Source organism: Roseovarius sp. W115, assembly GCF_032842945.2.
Classification (GTDB): domain Bacteria; phylum Pseudomonadota; class Alphaproteobacteria; order Rhodobacterales; family Rhodobacteraceae; genus Roseovarius; species Roseovarius rhodophyticola.
In genome coordinates, this window is the sequence record NZ_CP146606.1 from 1,445,747 (window position 1) to 1,462,731 (window position 16,985).

Below are 16,985 nucleotides of genomic sequence, written 5' to 3' on the forward strand. Positions count from 1 at the left end.
TCATATGTCGTGAGCACATGTTGCAAATGGCGCAAAAGCGCCGCAGGCTAAAGGAATAATTTATGTCCAGCATTCTGACAAACAATAGCGCGATGGTCGCGCTTCAAACGCTGCGTTCTATCAACAAGAACCTTGCGGCGACGCAAAGCGAAATCTCGACAGGCAAAACCGTCGGATCAGCGAAAGATAACGCCGCCGTTTGGGCAATTTCCAAAGTGATGGAAGCCGACGTGAAGGGGTTTCAATCGATTTCGGACAGTCTTTCACTGGGTGAATCAACTGTTGCCGTCGCTCAAAACGCATCGGAGACGATTTCTGACCTCCTGACGGACATCAAGGGAAAGATCGTTAACGCTCAGGAATCCAACGTGGACCGCAGCAAGATCCAGGATGATATCAACGTTCTGCGCGATCAAATCACAGCCGTCGCGGGGGCGGCACAATTCAATGGTTTGAATCTCTTGTCCAACCGTGAAAATACAGCGGACACGGGGACCGTACAGGTTCTGAGCTCACTTGACCGTGCAAGCAATGGGACGGTCGGTATCAGCTATATCGATGTGTCAAAGAACGATCTTGGCCTAGAAGTAGCTGATTACACGGCTGGCACGGCGACAGCAACAGGTTCTGGCGGATCAATCAGTGGTGCACTGGATGCGGCTTCGGTAGTTGCTTTGACGGGCGCGGCAACACCACCGACGCAAACACTTGTGATTGATACTGTAGCGGCAGGTACAGCTGTTCAGGTCAACATCTCTGCCGCGGCGGGAACCGTTGGCGCGGCCTTCAATGATGCAACGCGAGAGGTTGCCTATGTTGCACGTGACGGCGACACGCAGGCGGATGTCGCCAATGCCTTGGCGGACGCATTTAATGCACGCGTTTCAGCCGCTATTGATGACGGCACGCTCGCAGAGACATCTACAATTGCAGCCGCTGTGACAGTGGCGGGGACCGGAGTTGCCACAATTACGTTCACTGGTGAAACCGGCACAGGCAACAACTTCTCCTTGCAAGCTGTGGAAACCGTTGGTGTGACGCAAGGTGGTGGCCTTGAAGACCTGGCCGGCATTGATGTGACCACTGATGCCGGGGCCGAAAGCGCCTTGGAGGATATCGAAGGCCTCATCCAAACAGCCATTGATGCGGCTGCAGATTTCGGATCGGTTCGAGGCCGTATTGAAACGCAGTCCGAGTTCATTTCCAATCTCACGGACTCGCTGAAATCAGGCATTGGTGCGTTGGTGGACGCTGATATGGAAGCTGCATCTGCGCGCCTTCAAGCGCTTCAGGTGCAGCAACAGCTCGGCGTACAGGCTCTCTCGATTGCCAACAGTGCACCACAAACCATCCTGTCTCTGTTTAGAGGCTGATACAACGATGGGGCGCCATCCTGGCGCCCCATCCCTTTAACAACAAAACCCTATAAAGATTATTTCCTGCGGAAGGACGAGCTGTGAACGCCACCTTATATGCGCAAAACGCGTATCGCGACCAAACTCAATCGGTCAAAACCCACAAGGAAACGGAATTCGATGCCTTCGCCCGCATCACAAGTCGGCTAAAGCAGGCCTCTTCCCTTGGAAGAAAGGGATTTAAGGAACTTGCCGCGGCCTTGCACGATAACCGCCGCTTGTGGACTTTGCTGGCCAGTGATGTTGCCAGCACGTCAAACGGCTTGTCGCCAGAGTTGCGCGCGAGGATCTTTTATCTTTCAGAGTTCACGCGCCAACACAGTACACAGGTTTTAAAGCAGACAGGAACTGTCGAACCGCTGATCGAGATCAACACGGCAATCATGCGCGGGTTGCGCAGCGGAGGACAAACATCATGACTGGACTGGTCCTAAAGCTTGGCCCAAAGGAACGTGTTCTGGTGAACGGGGCCGTTGTTGAGAACGGCGACCGAAGATCACGTCTGTCGATTTTGACACCGAACGCAAATATTCTTCGACTCAAGGATGCAATTCATCCAGACGCAGCCACAACTCCGGTCCGACGCGTTTGCTACGCAGTGCAACTGGTGCTGAGCGGCGACAGCAATGCTGCGGACACGCGCCTGTCGTTGATGCGGAGAATCGAAGAGTTGAGCCAGGTGTTTTTAGACTCTGAGAGCCGAACCTGGCTGACACGTGCCACAGAGGCGCTTTTGGAAGATCATCACTATCAGTGCCTGAAGGCCTTGCGCATGCTCTTGCCGCGCGAAAAGCAGCTTCTGGCGCGGGGCGCAGCCTAGTGTTTCAGCCAGTTGTCCCTTTTTCGGGCGTCAGCGGTTGGGTGTTTTTGCAAAATACCCTCGAAAGCCAGACGAACGCGTTCGAAAAATCTCCCGAGATCGTGCGAGACACAGACTACTTTGAGAAAACGATCGCCACCATTCACACGCCAGAAGATCTGGTTGGTGATAGGCGATTGCTGCGCGTGGCGCTTGGCGCCTTTGGTCTTCAGGACGATATTGACAACCGGTACCTGATAAAAACCGTCCTCGAAGAAGGTACACAGGATAGCGATGCTCTAGCCAATCGGCTCGCGGACGACAGATACGCCCGGCTTTCCGAAGCCTTCGGCTTTGGCGAAGCAGAGACGCTCAGGACAATTGAAACAGGCTTTGGCCGCGAGATCACCAACCTATTTCGAACACGAGAATTCGAGGTCGCTGTCGGCGAGAGAAACGAAAGCATGCGACTGGCACTCAATGCAGATCGTGAGCTAGTTGAGATCGCGAATTCGTCTTCATCTGAAGATGCCCGTTGGTTTCAGATCCTCGGGACGCCTCCGCTTCGTACAGTATTTGAAACTGCGCTTGGCCTGCCATCCGGATTTGCTCAATTGGACATTGATCGTCAATTGGAGGTTTTTAAAGAAAAGTCTCAGCGCACCTTGGGTCTAGAGTCTTTAGATGCCTTGGCGGATACCGAAACAAGGGAAGCCGTATTGCACAGTTTTTTGGTTCGAGATCAAATCCAGAGCGCAACTATACAATCTCCAATGTCCATAGCGCTCAGTCTGCTTCAAGCTTAACTCACCGAGCGCTTCGTTTCACATCTATCCCGGTCCACAATAGCTGTGTTTGTACGCGCCTGGTCTCAATGCTTTTCGTACTGGGCGTCTTCGTTTCTCATTCGCTCTTGTTTCGAGGCCTGTTGCATTATTCAACCCCAAAGATGTTTTCCATGAGCACCGGAAGGTCGTTTTAACTCTTTGCCCTCACTTGAATTTTGTTTGGTGATTTGGTTACTGGCCCACCAACCTGCGACTGTGTTGCACGTCTGAGGATCAATGCAAGTCGGTCGAAACTATGTTGCGTGTTTTGTGCTTCTGGCTCCGCCAGAAAAGCATCCAGATCAGGCCATGCGCGTATCGCCTGGTCAAGTTGAGGGTCACTGCCCTCTGCATAGAGCCCTGCTCGGATCATCGTTTCAGAAGCCTGATAGCTGCCGAGGAGATTTCGTGCCTGCATAATCAAGGCGTTTTCGCTGTCACTGGCGGCTGAAGGCAAGCTGCGTGACACGGATCTCAGGAGTTCAATCGCTGGATAGCGACCGCGTTCTGCTATTTGACGATCCATCACGACGTGGCCATCGAGCACCCCGCGAAGAATGTCGGAAATTGGTTCGTCCATATCCGAACCGGCGACCAGCACGCTGAACACCGCCGTAATATCGCCCTGCTCCATTTCACCTGGCCCAGCGCGTTCGCAGAGTGACATGAGCATATGTGCTGTAGAGGCCGGAAAACCGCGCAAAGCTGGAAGCTCGCCGGCAGCCACCGCAACTTCGCGATGAGCTTCTGCAAACCGCGTCATCGAGATCCGCCAAGAGCAAAACATGTTTGCCCTGATCACGAAAATGCTCAGCCACGCACATTGCCGCCCAAGCGCATTGCCGCCGCAGAAGCGGTGATTGATCTGATGTGGCTGCGATGATGACAGAACGCTTCATGCCGTTGGGACCAAGGCCATTCTTGGCAAAATCCAGTAGCTCTCTCCCACGTTCGCCAATGAGCGCGAACACAACCACATCGGCCGCCATGTTTTGCCCTAATGTGGCCAAAAGCTGTGACTTGCCCACACCCGATCCCGCAAAGAGGCCGATGCGCTGACCCCGAACGATTGGCAACAGCGTGTTGAAAACAGCCATACCTGTTTCCAGCCGAGTGCCCAAAGCACGTCTTTGGGACGGCATCGGTGGAGGCGATTGCAGGCGTCTGGCGTACGACCCTTTCATAAGAGGCTTTCCGTCCAATGCCCGGCCGAAGGGATCAAGAATGCGGCCGATCCAGCTATTGCTTGGAGAAATCTGTCCAGGGCGCCCAAGGACAACGCGGTCACGCAGAGAAATTCCAACTGGCGCTTCGTCAGGCAACACAGACGCTTCACCCTCGACAAGACGTATGATCTCTCCGGACACATTTTGGCCGTCGGCGGAAACGATGCGCACACGATCCCCCAATCGCGCAACACCTGAAAGGCCGGACACTCGAACCATCGTTCCGTCCACAGATGACACGCGGCCGACAGATCGAACCAAGTCCAAAGTCGAAATTTCGTTCTTGAGCGCATGTAGTTCCATCAGGCTCATCAGAGTCTCCAAATGATTTTCTGAAAACAATTTCTAAAGGAATCAGGGTTAAGCCTTGATTGAGGCAGCACGGGAGAATCCCTAATGTTTAAAAATGTGGAAATATTCCGTATCGCACAGGCATCCGCCATGCATGCGGGTGCACGGCAATCCGTGATCGCGCAGAACATGGCAAACGCAGACACTCCGGGATACGCCGCAAATGACATCCCCGCTTTCCAAACACATGTCCGTTCCGGCGAAGGCGAATTTGCCCTCAAGGCAACTCGGGGCTCCCATATTCATGGTAACACGACACCGATGTCCTTTGATGTCGTTAAACGCTCAGGCGCTCTGACAGATCCCAATGGCAATAGTGTCTCTGTTGAGACGGAAATGCTTCATGCCGTGGATGTCAAACGTCAACATGACCGCGCGATCGCCGTTTACAAGTCTGCGATGACCATGCTGCGCACATCATTGGGTCGTTGAGTCATGAGGCACGGATGACAGACTTCAGTAAATCTCTTTCGGTTTCAAGCAGCGCATTGCAGGCACAAAGCCAGCGGCTTCGACACGTTTCTGAAAACATCGCAAACGTGGACACACCCGGCTACAGGCGCAAAGCCGTTTCCTTTGAAACCGTGCGCCGCGGGCAGCAGAGTGGTGGCGTTGCTGCCGGCCCGGTGAGGCTAGGAAAGACTGAATTGCAACAGGTTTTTGATCCTAGCCATCCGCTGGCTGATGCGACGGGTCACTATCAAGGTTCCAACGTGAACCTTGTGATCGAGCTTGCAGACGCGAGAGAGGCGCAACGCAGTTATGAGGCCAATCTGAAGCTGTTTGATCAAGCTCGACAGATGTCATCAAGCCTACTTGATCTTTTACGGCGATAACTTCCACGAAAGGAGTCCAGAATGGACATGAACCCAGTTAACGCGGTGCATAGTTACGCATCTGCGCGATCCGCCACCGCCCCTCGGGCTGACCAAAATCAACCTAGAGATGCGGCACTCAACCTGGCACGCGATTTTGCAGCCACGTTGCAAGAAGGCGAGACGATGGCAACTGCCGCCATGGTGGGTGAAGCTGATCCTCATGCAATGGTTCAGGCGCTGGCACAAACAGAACTGGCTGTGGAAACGGCCGTTACCGTTCGGGACAAGGTGGTCGAAGCCTATCAGGAAATCCTGCGGATGCCGGTGTAATTGCATGCTCGACGAAACCATTTTCTTTGACACTTTAAAACAAGGGCTGTGGGTGGCGGTGATCACATCGCTTCCAATCCTGAGCGTCGCGCTGGTGGCTGGGCTTTTTGTGGGTCTGTTCCAGGCGCTGACCTCGATTCAGGAACTGACTTTGACATTCGTACCAAAGCTCGCGGCCATCGTGGCCGTGTTTTGGCTGACTATGGGATTCATGAGCCAAACCCTGGTAGCTTTTTTCAAGACCGGCTTGTGCCGCTGATGATCGGAGGCTGACATGGAAGCCACGGGATACACAACATTGAACCGCCAAGCCGGGCTTTTGCGGGAAATGCAAACTGTCGCAAATAACATCGCAAATAGCGCGACCACCGGGTACCGCGCAGAAGGCATCATTTTTTCCGAACATGTGTCGCGCACCCAAAACGGGCCATCCTTGTCCATGGCGACGGCGAATATCGGTCAGACATCGCTTATCACTGGCACACTGACGCAGACCGGCTCCACGCTGGATGTGGCGATACAGGGCGATGGGTTCTTTCTGATTGAAACACCCAATGGCGAACGGCTGAGCCGGGCGGGGTCCTTCTCGCTATCGGCAGAGGGCGATTTGGTGACGAATGATGGATATCGTGTTTTAGACACCGGAGGTGCACCGATTTTCATTCCACCGGATGCCGCTGATCTTGGCATTTCTACGGATGGCACAATCAGTGCGGGCAAGCGGCTTTTAGGGCAGCTTGGCGTCGTGATGCCAGACAACCGAGATGACCTTATCCGCGAAGGCGGTGTCATGTTCCGCGTTGAAGGCACTTTTGACACCGTTGCCACCCCGCAGTTGCTGCAAGGGTTTCTGGAAGGGTCGAACGTAAACCCGATCAGTGAGATGACGCGGATGATCGAAGTTCAGCGTGCCTACGAAATGGGACAGAGCTTTCTGGACGCCGAAGACAATCGCATCCGCGATGTCATCAAAACTCTCACACGCTAGACCAGAAGGATGGACAAATGCGCGCTTTGAAGATTGCTGCGACCGGAATGGCCGCCCAACAGATGCGGGTTGAAACGATCTCCAACAACCTGGCGAATATGTCGACGACTGGATACAATACTCGTCGAGCAGAGTTTGCAGACTTGCACTACCAGCAACTGGCGCGCGCTGGGACTGTCAACTCAGCCGATGGCACGGTTTTACCTACGGGCGTGCAACTTGGGCTTGGCGTACGACCCGCAGCTGTGTCGATCACATTGGCACAAGGATCTTTGTCGGGAACCGGCGGTGATCTGGATCTTGCCATCGAAGGCAGCGGGTATTTTGAAGTCACCTTGCCATCAGGCCTGTCGGCTTACACACGTGATGGGGCTATGAAACGATCAGCCGACGGGTTGATTGTGACATCTGAAGGGTACCCGGTCGCTCCGGAAATCACGATCCCAGATGATGCGCGCACCATTTCCATCAATGCAGCTGGCGAAGTTTATGCCTATTTCGCAGAAGCAACAGAAGCTCAGCTTTTAGGTCAGATCAACATGGTGGGCTTTACCAATCCGAAGGGGTTGGAAGCTGCGGGCGGTAACCTCTTTCTTGAGACCGAAGCTTCCGGGACTCCTTTGTCCAGCACACCAGGAGAAGATGGGCTGGGCACTGTGCGACAAGGGTATCTGGAAGACAGCTCTGTAGATGCCGTGCGTGAAATCACTGAGTTGATCGAAGCACAGCGCGGATATGAGCTCAATGCGAAGGTGATCACAGCAGCAGATCAAATGTTAAGCGCGACAACACAGGTGCGCTGATGAGGTTTCTGCGCACTTTAACCCTAGTCACCTTGACGCTCGCGACCCCGGCTAGCGCGGATACAATTGTCGCAGCTCACACCATTCGGCCAATGACTGTGCTGAGCGAACGCGACTTGGATTACATCGAAAAAGATGTTCCGGGCGGCGTAGCAGATCCCGAGCGTCTTGTTGGTCAGGAGGCCCGTGTAGCGCTTTACGCCGGTCGACCAATTAGAGAGGCCGACGTACAGGCGCCTGCGGTGATAGAGCGCAATCAAGTTGTTGAATTGATTTACGAAACTAACGGGCTGCGCATCGCAACCGAAGGTCGGTCTTTGGATCGTGCCGGATTGGGGGAACTTGTGCGCGTCATGAACCTGTCATCGCGCAGCACAGTGTCTGGTCGTGTCAGCAAAAGTGGTCAAGTCATTGTATCGAAATAGGAGATATCTGGTTTGAAAGTCATTGCCGGAAGTTTTATTGTGTTCATCCTTCTTGGGGGATGCGCGCGCATGGATCATCTTGGAAAACCGCCAAGCTTTTCCCCAAGTGAGCAATCCTTTGAGCGACGCGCGATGACTGCGCCGCTGGTGACAAACGAGCACACGGCAAAGCGCGATATTGACCATGCATCGCTTTGGAGTGGTGGTCAGCAATCGCTTTTGGGTGACCGGCGCGCTGTTAAGCAAGGTGATATTCTAACCGTGGTTATAGAAATTGATGAAGAGGCCGCAATTTCCAACTCAACCGACCGGTCTCGAAGCGGTTCGGAGCGACTTAGCGTTCCTGATCTGTTGAGTATCCCGCAACGCATTGATCCACGTCTTCCTGAAGGCGCAAGTTCCGCCGAAGCTGTGAATATAGATTCGTCATCACGTTCCGGCGGAAATGGTTCCGTCAGTCGTCAAGAAGAGCTAACTCTGCGCATTGCTGCTGCGGTCACACAGGTTCTTCCAAATGGCGTTCTGGAGATTCGCGGGTCTCAAGAGGTGCGGGTGAACTTTGAGCTGCGCGAACTTCTGGTTCAAGGCTACGTCCGGCCAGAGGATATCTCACGGCGCAATGAAATCACCTACGACAAAATTGCATCTGCTCGCATTTCCTACGGAGGACGCGGCCAGATTTCGGACATGCAGCAGCCGCGTTACGGGCAGCAGGTCCTTGATATGATTTTGCCATTCTGAGCCCCCGCCATGAAAGCACTTATTGTACCTATTTTGATGGGCGTTTTGGGCTTCGCCAGCGGCGGCGGGGCGGGGTATTTTCTACGTGCGCCTGTCGAAGAACCTTCAAAACAAACAACACAAGAGATGGCCTCAATAGTTGAAGAAGACGCAAAGAGTATTGAAAACACTCACGCCTCTTCGGAGTATGTAAAGCTCAACAATCAGTTTGTCGTGCCAATCGTGGTAGGCGATCTTGTAAACGCTCTTGTGGTCATGTCACTGAGCATCGAAATTACCGAAGGTGAGACAAGCACTGTCTACGCGGTCGAACCCAAGCTGCGTGATGCATTTTTGCAGGTCCTGTTTGACCATGCCAACATGGGCGGCTTCAAAGGTGAATTCACCGAGGCGCGCAACATGGATTTACTGCGCACAGCTCTTACGGATACGGCGCAAAATCTCGTTGGAGACGTGGTGACCAGTGTTCTTATCACCGACATAGCACGCCAGGACATGTAGCTCTTTCTAACCGTCCTGCTTGCCAGCCGCGTCTAGGATGTTCAAGCTCTGCTGTTCTGATTGGTGCTTTTTGCTGTCTTGTTTTCGGGTATCAGCAGAATAACGTTCTCTGAGTTGCTCGGCCGCAAGCCGGCGACCAAATGATAAACGCAGAGTTTGCAGCAAATGCTCTTTCTGCGCCCGAATTTGTGCCATTTCCAGTTGCCTGGCCTCGCGCGCACGACTCATCCATGCCTGCCATAGCACATCACCGCCCAAAGATTTTTGCCCATTCAGCTCGGACAACAAGGCGGCCGCGTTTCGTCTGCGTGACGTGTCTAACTCATCCAGCGCACTGCGCACATTGTCCTCGGCCTCTTTTAAGGTCGCCAGACGCGCCAAATCCGCTTGATACTTAGCGTTAGTCAAATCTGACAATTGCTGAAGCGTGTTTTTTCTCATCACAGGCCTTTCGCACGTTTACGCATGGCTTCGGCAAAACGCACTGCGGCTGCGACAGCGCGGTAGTGTGACGGATCGATTTCCTCACCGATTTCTGTTGAGGCAAAGAGCGCACGCGCCGTTGGCGCGTCCTGCCGGACAGGCACGCCATGTTCCATGGCCACATCACGAATGGTCATCGCCATATGGTCCACACCCTTAGCGACACAAACTGGGGCAGCCCCGGGCATTCGGCTCCACTTCAGGGCCACGGCAAAATGCGTTGGGTTCATGATCACAACTTCAGCGTCCTTCACATCACTGATCATTTGTTCCGACGCGACACGCGCAGCACGCTGGCGGCGTTCACTTTTGAGGTGCGGGTCGCCCTCGTTTTGCTTGAATTCTTCCTTAAGTTCTTGATGTGACATGCGGTTTTGTCTCAGATGGTCGAAGTAATGCCAGATGTAGTCAATTGCGCCTATGCCCAGCGCAATGCCCAGAACAACACACATGAAGTCGACCAAAATACGCGCCATAAGCGCCCCAATCTGAGCCGGTTCTGCATGCAGACTCCCGGCCAGTTCGGGCAGGCGGTAAATCATAAAGATTGCAAGCAGGCAGGAATAGAGGACCAGTTTTGCGAAGTTCTTGAAAAACTCGAACAGGCCTGTTGGACCGTATTTGTTTCTGGCGTTCTGGATAAGGCTGATCCGCGATAATTTCGGCTTTAGCTTCGACGGCGTAACGATGAAGCTGCGTTGGGCAAACACGGACGCCAATGCTGTTGAAGTCGGTAAAATGAACCAAGCCGAAAGACCGACGGCAAGTATGCTCAGGATTGCACCTGAAACGACATGTTGACTGCCTTCAAAAAACAGTTCCGAAAGCGTACCCGATTGTAAAATCAGTGTTTTGAACAACGATGCGAGAGCGTCTACCGATGCCTCTCCCGCAACAAGCGCCGTAAGGAGAAAACCACCATAGGCTGCGGCCGTAGTCAAATCAGCCGATTTTGCGATTTGACCCTTTTTTCGTGCCTCTGCCAGCTTATGAGGCGTCGGCTCGTGCGACTTGTCGGTATCGTCATCTGGTTTGCCACTCATCGGACAATCTCAAACGGATTGATCATAAACGCCTGAAAACCTTCCACCCATAAACGCAGCATAATGGCTGAGAGCAAGAACAGCAGAGTAAGGCCCATGAACGTGATCACCGGAGCGCCAATGAAAACCACCATCATTTGCGGCATGGCGCGGTTAATCACGCCGAGCGTAACGTTGTAGACAACCGAGACGATTACAAATGGTGCGGCGAGGGTAAATGCCAATGAGAACGCATCTGATATTCTATAAATTCCCCATTGCGCGACCGAACCCGCATCGGGAACGACGGCTGTTGGAAGGACCTCGTAGGTCAAAACAAGCATTCTGGCTAAATGAACATGCATGCCCAGGATCATGCCCAATGTCAGTGCGCCAATCGCCAAAAGATGGCCCATCGCCGGTAGCGGTGTGACACCTAAACTGCCAAGGATTTGAGAAAGGGATGTGACCTGCGCCGCAATGGACCCCGCAGTCTGTAGTGCGAGGAGAAAAAGCCGCAACCCAAGGCCAATCAATGTGCCAAGCCCGATTTCTACAAAGATGACCTGTGTGAAAGCCATAACATTGTCCGGCATTTCGATCAGATCTGGAGTGAGAACGGGTGTTACAGTTACGGTAAACATAAGGGCCAGCAACAGTTTGAAGCGCGCTGGTATGGATTGCTCTCCTAGGCCGGGGAATAGCGCCATCGCCGGTGCGACGCGCAAGAACACGACAAAATGTACCCATAAAAGCTGATTTGTCAGATCCAGAAGGGCTGCCAATTCGGTCATGCCGGGATCACACCGACCAATGTGGGCTGAGCATTGACGCCAATCTCTTCAAACGACAAGACCGGGTTCGTAATGTTTTTTGCCATCAACACTGTGCGCAAGAATCGACGGCGCGGGGCTGATGTGACAATCGCGGGAAAGCCCCCCTTTCGCTGGCTTGCGCCACTTGCTCTGATGCCGCTGCAGTCAGCGAATTGAAGAGTTCAGGCGGTAGCGCGACATCCAGTCGACCCCGGTCAGTTTCTACCTGATAGGTCAAAAACGTATCCTCCCACTCAGGTGCCAGCTGGATCAGAGGCAGATTTCCATCTTCGGTGACAAGCTGTGAGACAAGCTGAAACCCCAGTCGCTGGCGAACATGTTCACACATGGCTTCGGTCGATTTGTGGACCTGTCTGGCTTCGCACAAAGACTCAAGGATCAGCGGCATATTCCGGATCGAAACCTGCTCGTTCAAAAGCAACCTCAAAACGGCGTGCAGCAAATCCGTTGGAACGCGATCAGGCACCATTTCATCGAGCAGTTTCCGGTTCGCGTCAGAACGGGCAGAGTCGCTGAGGTTAACCATTTCATCAAGCAGTGATCGCATCGACTTCATCGTGAGCAAACGGCCAAGATTGCGCTTGATGATCTCAAGCAGATGCGTCGCCAAAACCTCAGCCGGGTAGACCAATGTGACACCAGAAACAGCGGCCTCTTGCTCTTCAGACTGCGGAATCCAACAGGCTGGTGCACCGTAGACCGGTTCACTCACGATTTCCCCGCTTGGCAAAGACGGGTGGTTGGCAGGATCCAAAGCCAGAACGTGGTCCAGCCGCAAATTTGCCCGCGCCTGTTCAACGCCTTGTATGCGGATCAAGTAAGTTCCTGATGGCAATGATGGCTCGTCGGTGAGGCGAATTTCGGGGAGTATCACACCAAAATGGCTGGCGATGTGACGCCGCATATTATCAATCCGAGCATCCAGTCCAGAACCGGGGTCCAACACCATATTCACCAAATCCGGCGCAAATTCGACGTGCACATCGTCCAGATCCAGAAGATCGCCTAGCGACTTGCTGGCCGGTAGGATTTCTGGAGCGGGTTCTGTTGCGTTGTTTGACTCATTCTTCTTTTGTGACATCTGCCAGAAGGCAGCACCGCCAAGGACAAGGCCACCAATTGTAAAAGGTACGAAGGGCAATCCGGGCACTATCGCGAACAAGATCATCAAAAACGAAACAGTCAGCATAGCCGAAGGATGCCGGCCGAGCTGCGCAAAGAGCGCGATGTCAGTTGCGCCTTTGGAACCTCCCCTCGCTAACAACAACGCAGATGAAATTGAGATAATGACAGCCGGAATTTGTGTCACCAGCCCATCGCCGACCGTTAGGATGGCATAGGTTTCAAACGCTTTGGAAATGGCCATATCATGAACGACAAGACCCATGATCAAGCCAACGATCAGGTTAAGCAGCGTGATCAGAACACCGGCAATCGCATCGCCCTTAACGAATTTCGAAGCTCCGTCCAATGAGCCAAAGAAAGTGGTTTCCTGTTGTTCACGCTCTCTGCGCTCACGGGCTTCTTTGTGATCGATTGCGCCCGCAGACATATCGCTGTCAATCGCCATCTGCTTGCCCGGCATACCATCCAAAGCAAAGCGTGCGCCCACTTCGGCCATACGTGCAGCGCCCTTAGTGATCACCATGAAATTCACAATGAGCAGGACACCAAACACGACCAACCCGAGGAACACGTTTCCTCCCATCACAAAGCTGGCAAAGCCTTCAATGACATCGCCCGCCGCATCCGTACCTGTATGACCTTGCCCGATAATGAGCTTTGTCGATGATACATTCAAAGACAGACGAAGCATGAGCGATGCCAAAAGTATTGTCGGGAATGAAGAGAAATCGAGCGGTCGCTCAATGAAAAGAGTGACCGTGAAAATCAGAATGGCCAATGCAAAAGACGCGGCAAGGCCGACATCCAATACCCAAGCTGGCATCGGCAGGATCATCATGATGATGATGGCCATAAGCGCCAATGCGAGCAGCACAGTTGGTTGAAAAATTGCGCCCGGTGCATTTTTGAACATTACGACCTCCCTTTGCGACAGCGTGGGAGTGACGACTCCAACTTGCCAAGGCGGCCAGACGCGTCAGCCTTCAAGAGTTGCAAAACAGCCCAGTTGTGGGGAGTTATAAAAGCCAAAACGATCTCCGAAGATTGCGGTTGCTCATCCTTCAATTTCCGCAACTCTGAAGCTTTTTCGTTTAAATTTAGTAATTTAAAGTGAAAACTAGGGATTTGTTTCCTGCAGGCGGGGGACAGCGGACAGCATGGCTTCGATGGCTGTTCTTGAGTTGGACGCTGTATCAATCAACGCACTGCTTTGAGCCAACTGTCCTTCATCCACAGGTGGCTCTGGTCCGTCATACAAATTTGCAACGGCACCAAAAACTCCGCTTTCTTCAGGAAGCCTATCCCATTCTCTTGCCAACCACGCTTCTCTTAACGCAGCAGATGCCATACCCGCGGATTGGTACAGAGCCACAGCTTGGTCATGATGCCCCAACATGCTCTTGGCATGCGCGCGCAGAACATTCACATCTTGACCATCAAGCCCAAGAAGCGCGGCTTCCGCAGATCTTGGGTTGTCCTGCGCCAGCGATATCTCGGAACGTAACAAACGCGCATTTCTTTGCAGAGTTTTTGGAAAAGAACGGTTCAAATAAAGCAAAGCGGCTTCATAGAACCGCATGGTCTTTAATGTTTTGGCGATGCCATATGCCGTTTCTGGGGTAAGGTTTTGCGCCTCGCCAAGCTGTCCAGACAAAGCAAATCGAAGAGTTTCAAATTGGTCACCGCTGGAAGCAAGAATATCTGCGAGTTCCGCGCGAATGCCGTTTGCAGAAGACATCGGTAATTGCTCAGTCGCTTCCAGTACCTGAAATGCTGCGGCAAAGTCACCTGAAGATGCCAACGCCAAGATGTGTACCCGCGTGATTGCAGGACCTAAATCATGATACTGTCGCTCATATGCGTACGCTCCAGCCAAATCGGCAATGTCGCGCGGGATCACTTCGCCGCGCTCCAGCATCACTTCAATCATTTTGACAAGTGCAGATGCCGAAGGACGACTGTCTGATTCCACCACAGTTCCAAAATGTTCAGTTGCCAATTCAGCCTCACCCGTCGCTGCGAAATGCTCGGCCTTTGCCAACATCTCCTCAGGGTTTTTCGTTTCTTCTACGCGTTCCAAAATCCTGAGTACGTGCGCACTTTCCTCGACAAATCCCGCGTTAAGAAACAATCCCGACAAAGTAGGGCCCAAATGTGCTCTCAAGTGCCTGGGCAGCTCAGAAAATGAAAAGAGAATAGCGTCTAAGTTCGCATCCAAATCACTCGATAAGCTTGGGCGAGATAGGGCCGCCCAAAGAGCCGCAGCACCATCACACGTGAGCTGATTTTGAAAGACGGATGGCACAGGCACAGGATCACCATCCATGATCGCGGCAATCGTCGCGTAGATTGCACGGTCGTCTTCGGAGAACGAGGCATTTGCTTGCACGCTGAGAGCTTCTAAACCAAAGCCAAAATACAAGTAAGATCTTACTAGGCTTTCTGTGGCCTTCATATTGGGTCGATCAAGCTCGTTTGTGAGTTCAATCCTTAAAGGGCCAATCCGTTGAGAGAATGAAACATCATCCACCCAGGATCCAACATCCACGCGGTCTTGTGCAAGGCACTCAGAGATCGTCTCCTTCGATCCAAGGATTTCCAACCCGGCCAGAAAATCGCGGTCGATGCTTGTGATGGCATTTACGCTAACACTATCAGCAGGGTTCAGATTTTTGTTGCGATCCTCTTGGTTATCTTCGGGGTCGCGCCCATCCGTCGGTTTTACAGTGTTTTCTTTCTGTTGTTTTTCGACCTTCAAAGCATTCTTTGCCGTTAAAAGGCCCTGAGTTGCAGCACGCGCCAGGCTTCGCAGAAGCTCTTTATTTGTCTTGGAAATCGCTGCGACTCTTGCCTCGCTTTCAGAAGCACTTTGATTTTGGCTCACGGCTGTTTCATCCAAACCCATAGTGGTTTCAAATAGCCGTGCTGTTCGAGAAGTGCGTTCAGCAGGAAGGCGCATGCCCGGAACAGTTTTTGGATTGATATCAAGACTTTGATTTGGGTTGCGTGACGGCACGAAGTGAGCTGCTTCGGCTCTCTCTATGTCGATCACATCAACAACCAGCCTAGAACGGCCGTGCCAGAAGGTTTCGATCCTGCAAACGCAGGCAAACTCTACATAAACGGAACTGGAAGATTTGGCAGTTTTAACAGTTGTGATCCTGTTTTTGTCGAGCTTTGCGAAAACAGTACTTGTATCCAGAACAAGAGCCGTTTCATCAAACCGCAGAATGAACCCGTCTCCAAAGTCATCAATCGACCATTCAGTACGGTTTGGCAGGTTGAATACAAGGCGTGAAAACCCTTGGTGCTCACCAGCTCGAATTGTTACTTTTTGCGCGAATGCAGGTGTAAGCCCCAAAATGAAAAACACCAGGATTGCGCCGCAAAACTTCATGCCGCTTCCTGCTTCATTTCCTTAAGCGCAGTCTCCAGATCGACAAAACTTGGCCGACAATGCGACGGCGTGTTTTGGCGACCAACTTCTATACAGATGTTGGTTGCATGGTTGTGAAGATTGGCCACAAGGACTTCGCGAATTAGTTGGTAGAAGTGACCGTCCTCTTCAACCACCGCTTTGACCTTGCCGGCAAAGGGACCAACAAGACCATAGGCAAGAAAGACGCCCAAGAATGTCCCAACCAAAGCACCACCAATCATTTTGCCAAGCACTTCTGGCGGCTGATCAATTGAGGCCATCGTCTTGATAACCCCCAAAACCGCCGCGACAATCCCCAGCGCCGGCAGACCATCTGCCATTGTCTGAAGCGCGTGACTGGAATGTAGCGCGTGATGCATGGATGCTTCCATGCGCTTGTCCAAGACATCCTCAACCTGATGCGGATCATCGTAGTTCATCGAGGCTGATCGCATTGTATCGCAGATCAGTGCTATGGCTTCTTTGTCGCCAAGAATTTTTTGGTACTTGCTGAAGATCGTCGACTCTTCTGGTGTCTCAATGTGCTCTTCAATTCCAACTGGGTTTGCACGCGCGAGCCTAAGAAGTTCAAAGAGCAGACATAGCAGCTCTCGGTAATCATCTGGCTTCCATTTTGGGCCTTTGAAAACTTTTCCGATGTCTTTTGCTGTATGCTTGATTGCCCCCATATCATTGCTGATCAAGAACGCACCGATTGCCGCCCCTCCGATCATCATCATCTCAAATGGGAGAGCTTTGAGAATAATCCCAAGCTTTCCACCAGCCGCGAGATAGCCGCCAAAAACCATCGCAAAGATTACAAGAATACCGATAATTCCGATCATACCGTTCACCACAGAAAACAGATTGAGGTTAA

The 16,985-nt window shown here is 52.6% G+C and carries 18 protein-coding genes and 2 pseudogenes; 13 read left to right on the forward strand and 7 right to left on the reverse strand.

What is annotated here, in order from left to right:
- Nucleotides 1-62: 62 nt before the first annotated feature.
- The 4 genes from RZS32_RS07390 (at nucleotide 63) to RZS32_RS07405 (ending at nucleotide 3,020) form a co-directional block, all read left to right on the forward strand.
- The gene (locus tag RZS32_RS07390; RefSeq protein ID WP_317056377.1) at nucleotides 63-1,373 is read left to right on the forward strand and encodes a flagellin; all 1,311 of its coding nucleotides are present in this window, start codon (nucleotides 63-65) and stop codon (nucleotides 1,371-1,373) included.
- An 83-nt stretch (nucleotides 1,374-1,456) separates the two neighbouring features.
- Nucleotides 1,457-1,834 (forward strand): flagellar biosynthesis regulator FlaF, encoded by a 378-nt coding sequence (gene flaF, locus RZS32_RS07395; protein ID WP_317056378.1) that lies wholly within the window; start codon nucleotides 1,457-1,459, stop codon nucleotides 1,832-1,834.
- On the forward strand, nucleotides 1,831-2,235 hold the full coding sequence (gene flbT / locus RZS32_RS07400; RefSeq protein WP_317056379.1) for a flagellar biosynthesis repressor FlbT: 405 nt from the start codon (nucleotides 1,831-1,833) through the stop codon (nucleotides 2,233-2,235). Before flaF ends, flbT begins: the two co-directional genes overlap by 4 nt.
- Nucleotides 2,235-3,020: a DUF1217 domain-containing protein gene (locus RZS32_RS07405; protein WP_339106865.1), complete on the forward strand. Its 786-nt coding sequence runs from the start codon at nucleotides 2,235-2,237 to the stop codon at nucleotides 3,018-3,020. The genes flbT and RZS32_RS07405 overlap by 1 nt, the downstream gene beginning before the upstream one ends.
- Before the next feature lie 172 nt (nucleotides 3,021-3,192).
- Here RZS32_RS07405 and RZS32_RS07410 read toward each other — a convergent pair.
- A pseudogene (locus RZS32_RS07410) lies at nucleotides 3,193-4,579 on the reverse strand (FliI/YscN family ATPase).
- An 84-nt stretch (nucleotides 4,580-4,663) separates the two neighbouring features.
- Here RZS32_RS07410 and RZS32_RS07415 point away from each other — a divergent pair.
- The 9 genes and pseudogenes from RZS32_RS07415 (at nucleotide 4,664) to RZS32_RS07455 (ending at nucleotide 9,224) form a co-directional block, all read left to right on the forward strand.
- A complete protein-coding gene (locus tag RZS32_RS07415) occupies nucleotides 4,664-5,050 on the forward strand; it encodes a FlgB family protein (RefSeq protein ID WP_317056382.1) in 387 nt (128 codons plus the stop codon).
- A gap of 14 nt (nucleotides 5,051-5,064) precedes the next feature.
- On the forward strand, nucleotides 5,065-5,454 hold the full coding sequence (gene flgC / locus RZS32_RS07420) for a flagellar basal body rod protein FlgC (protein WP_317057856.1): 390 nt from the start codon (nucleotides 5,065-5,067) through the stop codon (nucleotides 5,452-5,454).
- 21 nt (nucleotides 5,455-5,475) lie between these two features.
- Nucleotides 5,476-5,766 (forward strand): flagellar hook-basal body complex protein FliE, encoded by a 291-nt coding sequence (gene fliE / locus RZS32_RS07425; protein WP_317056383.1) that lies wholly within the window; start codon nucleotides 5,476-5,478, stop codon nucleotides 5,764-5,766.
- 4 nt (nucleotides 5,767-5,770) lie between these two features.
- A pseudogene (locus RZS32_RS07430) lies at nucleotides 5,771-6,039 on the forward strand (flagellar biosynthetic protein FliQ).
- 1 nt (nucleotide 6,040) lies between these two features.
- Nucleotides 6,041-6,754: a flagellar hook-basal body complex protein gene (locus RZS32_RS07435; RefSeq protein ID WP_317056385.1), complete on the forward strand. Its 714-nt coding sequence runs from the start codon at nucleotides 6,041-6,043 to the stop codon at nucleotides 6,752-6,754.
- Nucleotides 6,755-6,771: 17 nt separating this feature from the next.
- Nucleotides 6,772-7,557 (forward strand): flagellar basal-body rod protein FlgG, encoded by a 786-nt coding sequence (gene flgG / locus RZS32_RS07440; protein ID WP_317056386.1) that lies wholly within the window; start codon nucleotides 6,772-6,774, stop codon nucleotides 7,555-7,557.
- Nucleotides 7,557-7,982 carry a flagellar basal body P-ring formation chaperone FlgA gene (flgA, locus tag RZS32_RS07445; RefSeq protein ID WP_317056387.1) on the forward strand — a complete coding sequence of 142 codons (426 nt, stop codon included), beginning with the start codon at nucleotides 7,557-7,559 and terminating at the stop codon, nucleotides 7,980-7,982. Before flgG ends, flgA begins: the two co-directional genes overlap by 1 nt.
- A 12-nt stretch (nucleotides 7,983-7,994) precedes the next feature.
- The gene (flgH, locus tag RZS32_RS07450; RefSeq protein WP_422395941.1) at nucleotides 7,995-8,723 is read left to right on the forward strand and encodes a flagellar basal body L-ring protein FlgH; all 729 of its coding nucleotides are present in this window, start codon (nucleotides 7,995-7,997) and stop codon (nucleotides 8,721-8,723) included.
- A gap of 9 nt (nucleotides 8,724-8,732) precedes the next feature.
- Complete coding sequence (locus RZS32_RS07455) at nucleotides 8,733-9,224, forward strand: flagellar basal body-associated FliL family protein (RefSeq protein WP_317056388.1); 492 nt, start codon at nucleotides 8,733-8,735, stop codon at nucleotides 9,222-9,224.
- 6 nt (nucleotides 9,225-9,230) lie between these two features.
- On the opposite strand, the gene RZS32_RS07460 is transcribed toward RZS32_RS07455, so the two are convergent.
- The 6 genes from RZS32_RS07460 to motA all read right to left on the reverse strand — a co-directional run bounded on the left by RZS32_RS07460 (nucleotide 9,231) and on the right by motA (nucleotide 16,953).
- Entirely contained in the window at nucleotides 9,231-9,665 is a 435-nt protein-coding gene (locus RZS32_RS07460; RefSeq protein ID WP_317056389.1) for a hypothetical protein, read from the reverse strand.
- Nucleotides 9,665-10,750 (reverse strand): EscU/YscU/HrcU family type III secretion system export apparatus switch protein, encoded by a 1,086-nt coding sequence (locus RZS32_RS07465; RefSeq protein WP_317056390.1) that lies wholly within the window; start codon nucleotides 10,748-10,750, stop codon nucleotides 9,665-9,667. The genes RZS32_RS07460 and RZS32_RS07465 overlap by 1 nt, the downstream gene beginning before the upstream one ends.
- Nucleotides 10,747-11,523, reverse strand: coding sequence for a flagellar biosynthetic protein FliR (locus RZS32_RS07470; protein ID WP_317056391.1), 777 nt, complete (start codon nucleotides 11,521-11,523; stop codon nucleotides 10,747-10,749). Before RZS32_RS07470 ends, RZS32_RS07465 begins: the two co-directional genes overlap by 4 nt.
- A gap of 85 nt (nucleotides 11,524-11,608) precedes the next feature.
- On the reverse strand, nucleotides 11,609-13,603 hold the full coding sequence (gene flhA / locus RZS32_RS07475) for a flagellar biosynthesis protein FlhA (protein WP_422395942.1): 1,995 nt from the start codon (nucleotides 13,601-13,603) through the stop codon (nucleotides 11,609-11,611).
- 204 nt (nucleotides 13,604-13,807) lie between these two features.
- A complete protein-coding gene (locus RZS32_RS07480; protein WP_317056392.1) occupies nucleotides 13,808-16,087 on the reverse strand; it encodes a tetratricopeptide repeat protein in 2,280 nt (759 codons plus the stop codon).
- Nucleotides 16,084-16,953, reverse strand: coding sequence for a flagellar motor stator protein MotA (gene motA, locus RZS32_RS07485; protein ID WP_317057858.1), 870 nt, complete (start codon nucleotides 16,951-16,953; stop codon nucleotides 16,084-16,086). The genes RZS32_RS07480 and motA overlap by 4 nt, the downstream gene beginning before the upstream one ends.
- Nucleotides 16,954-16,985 lie beyond the last annotated feature (32 nt).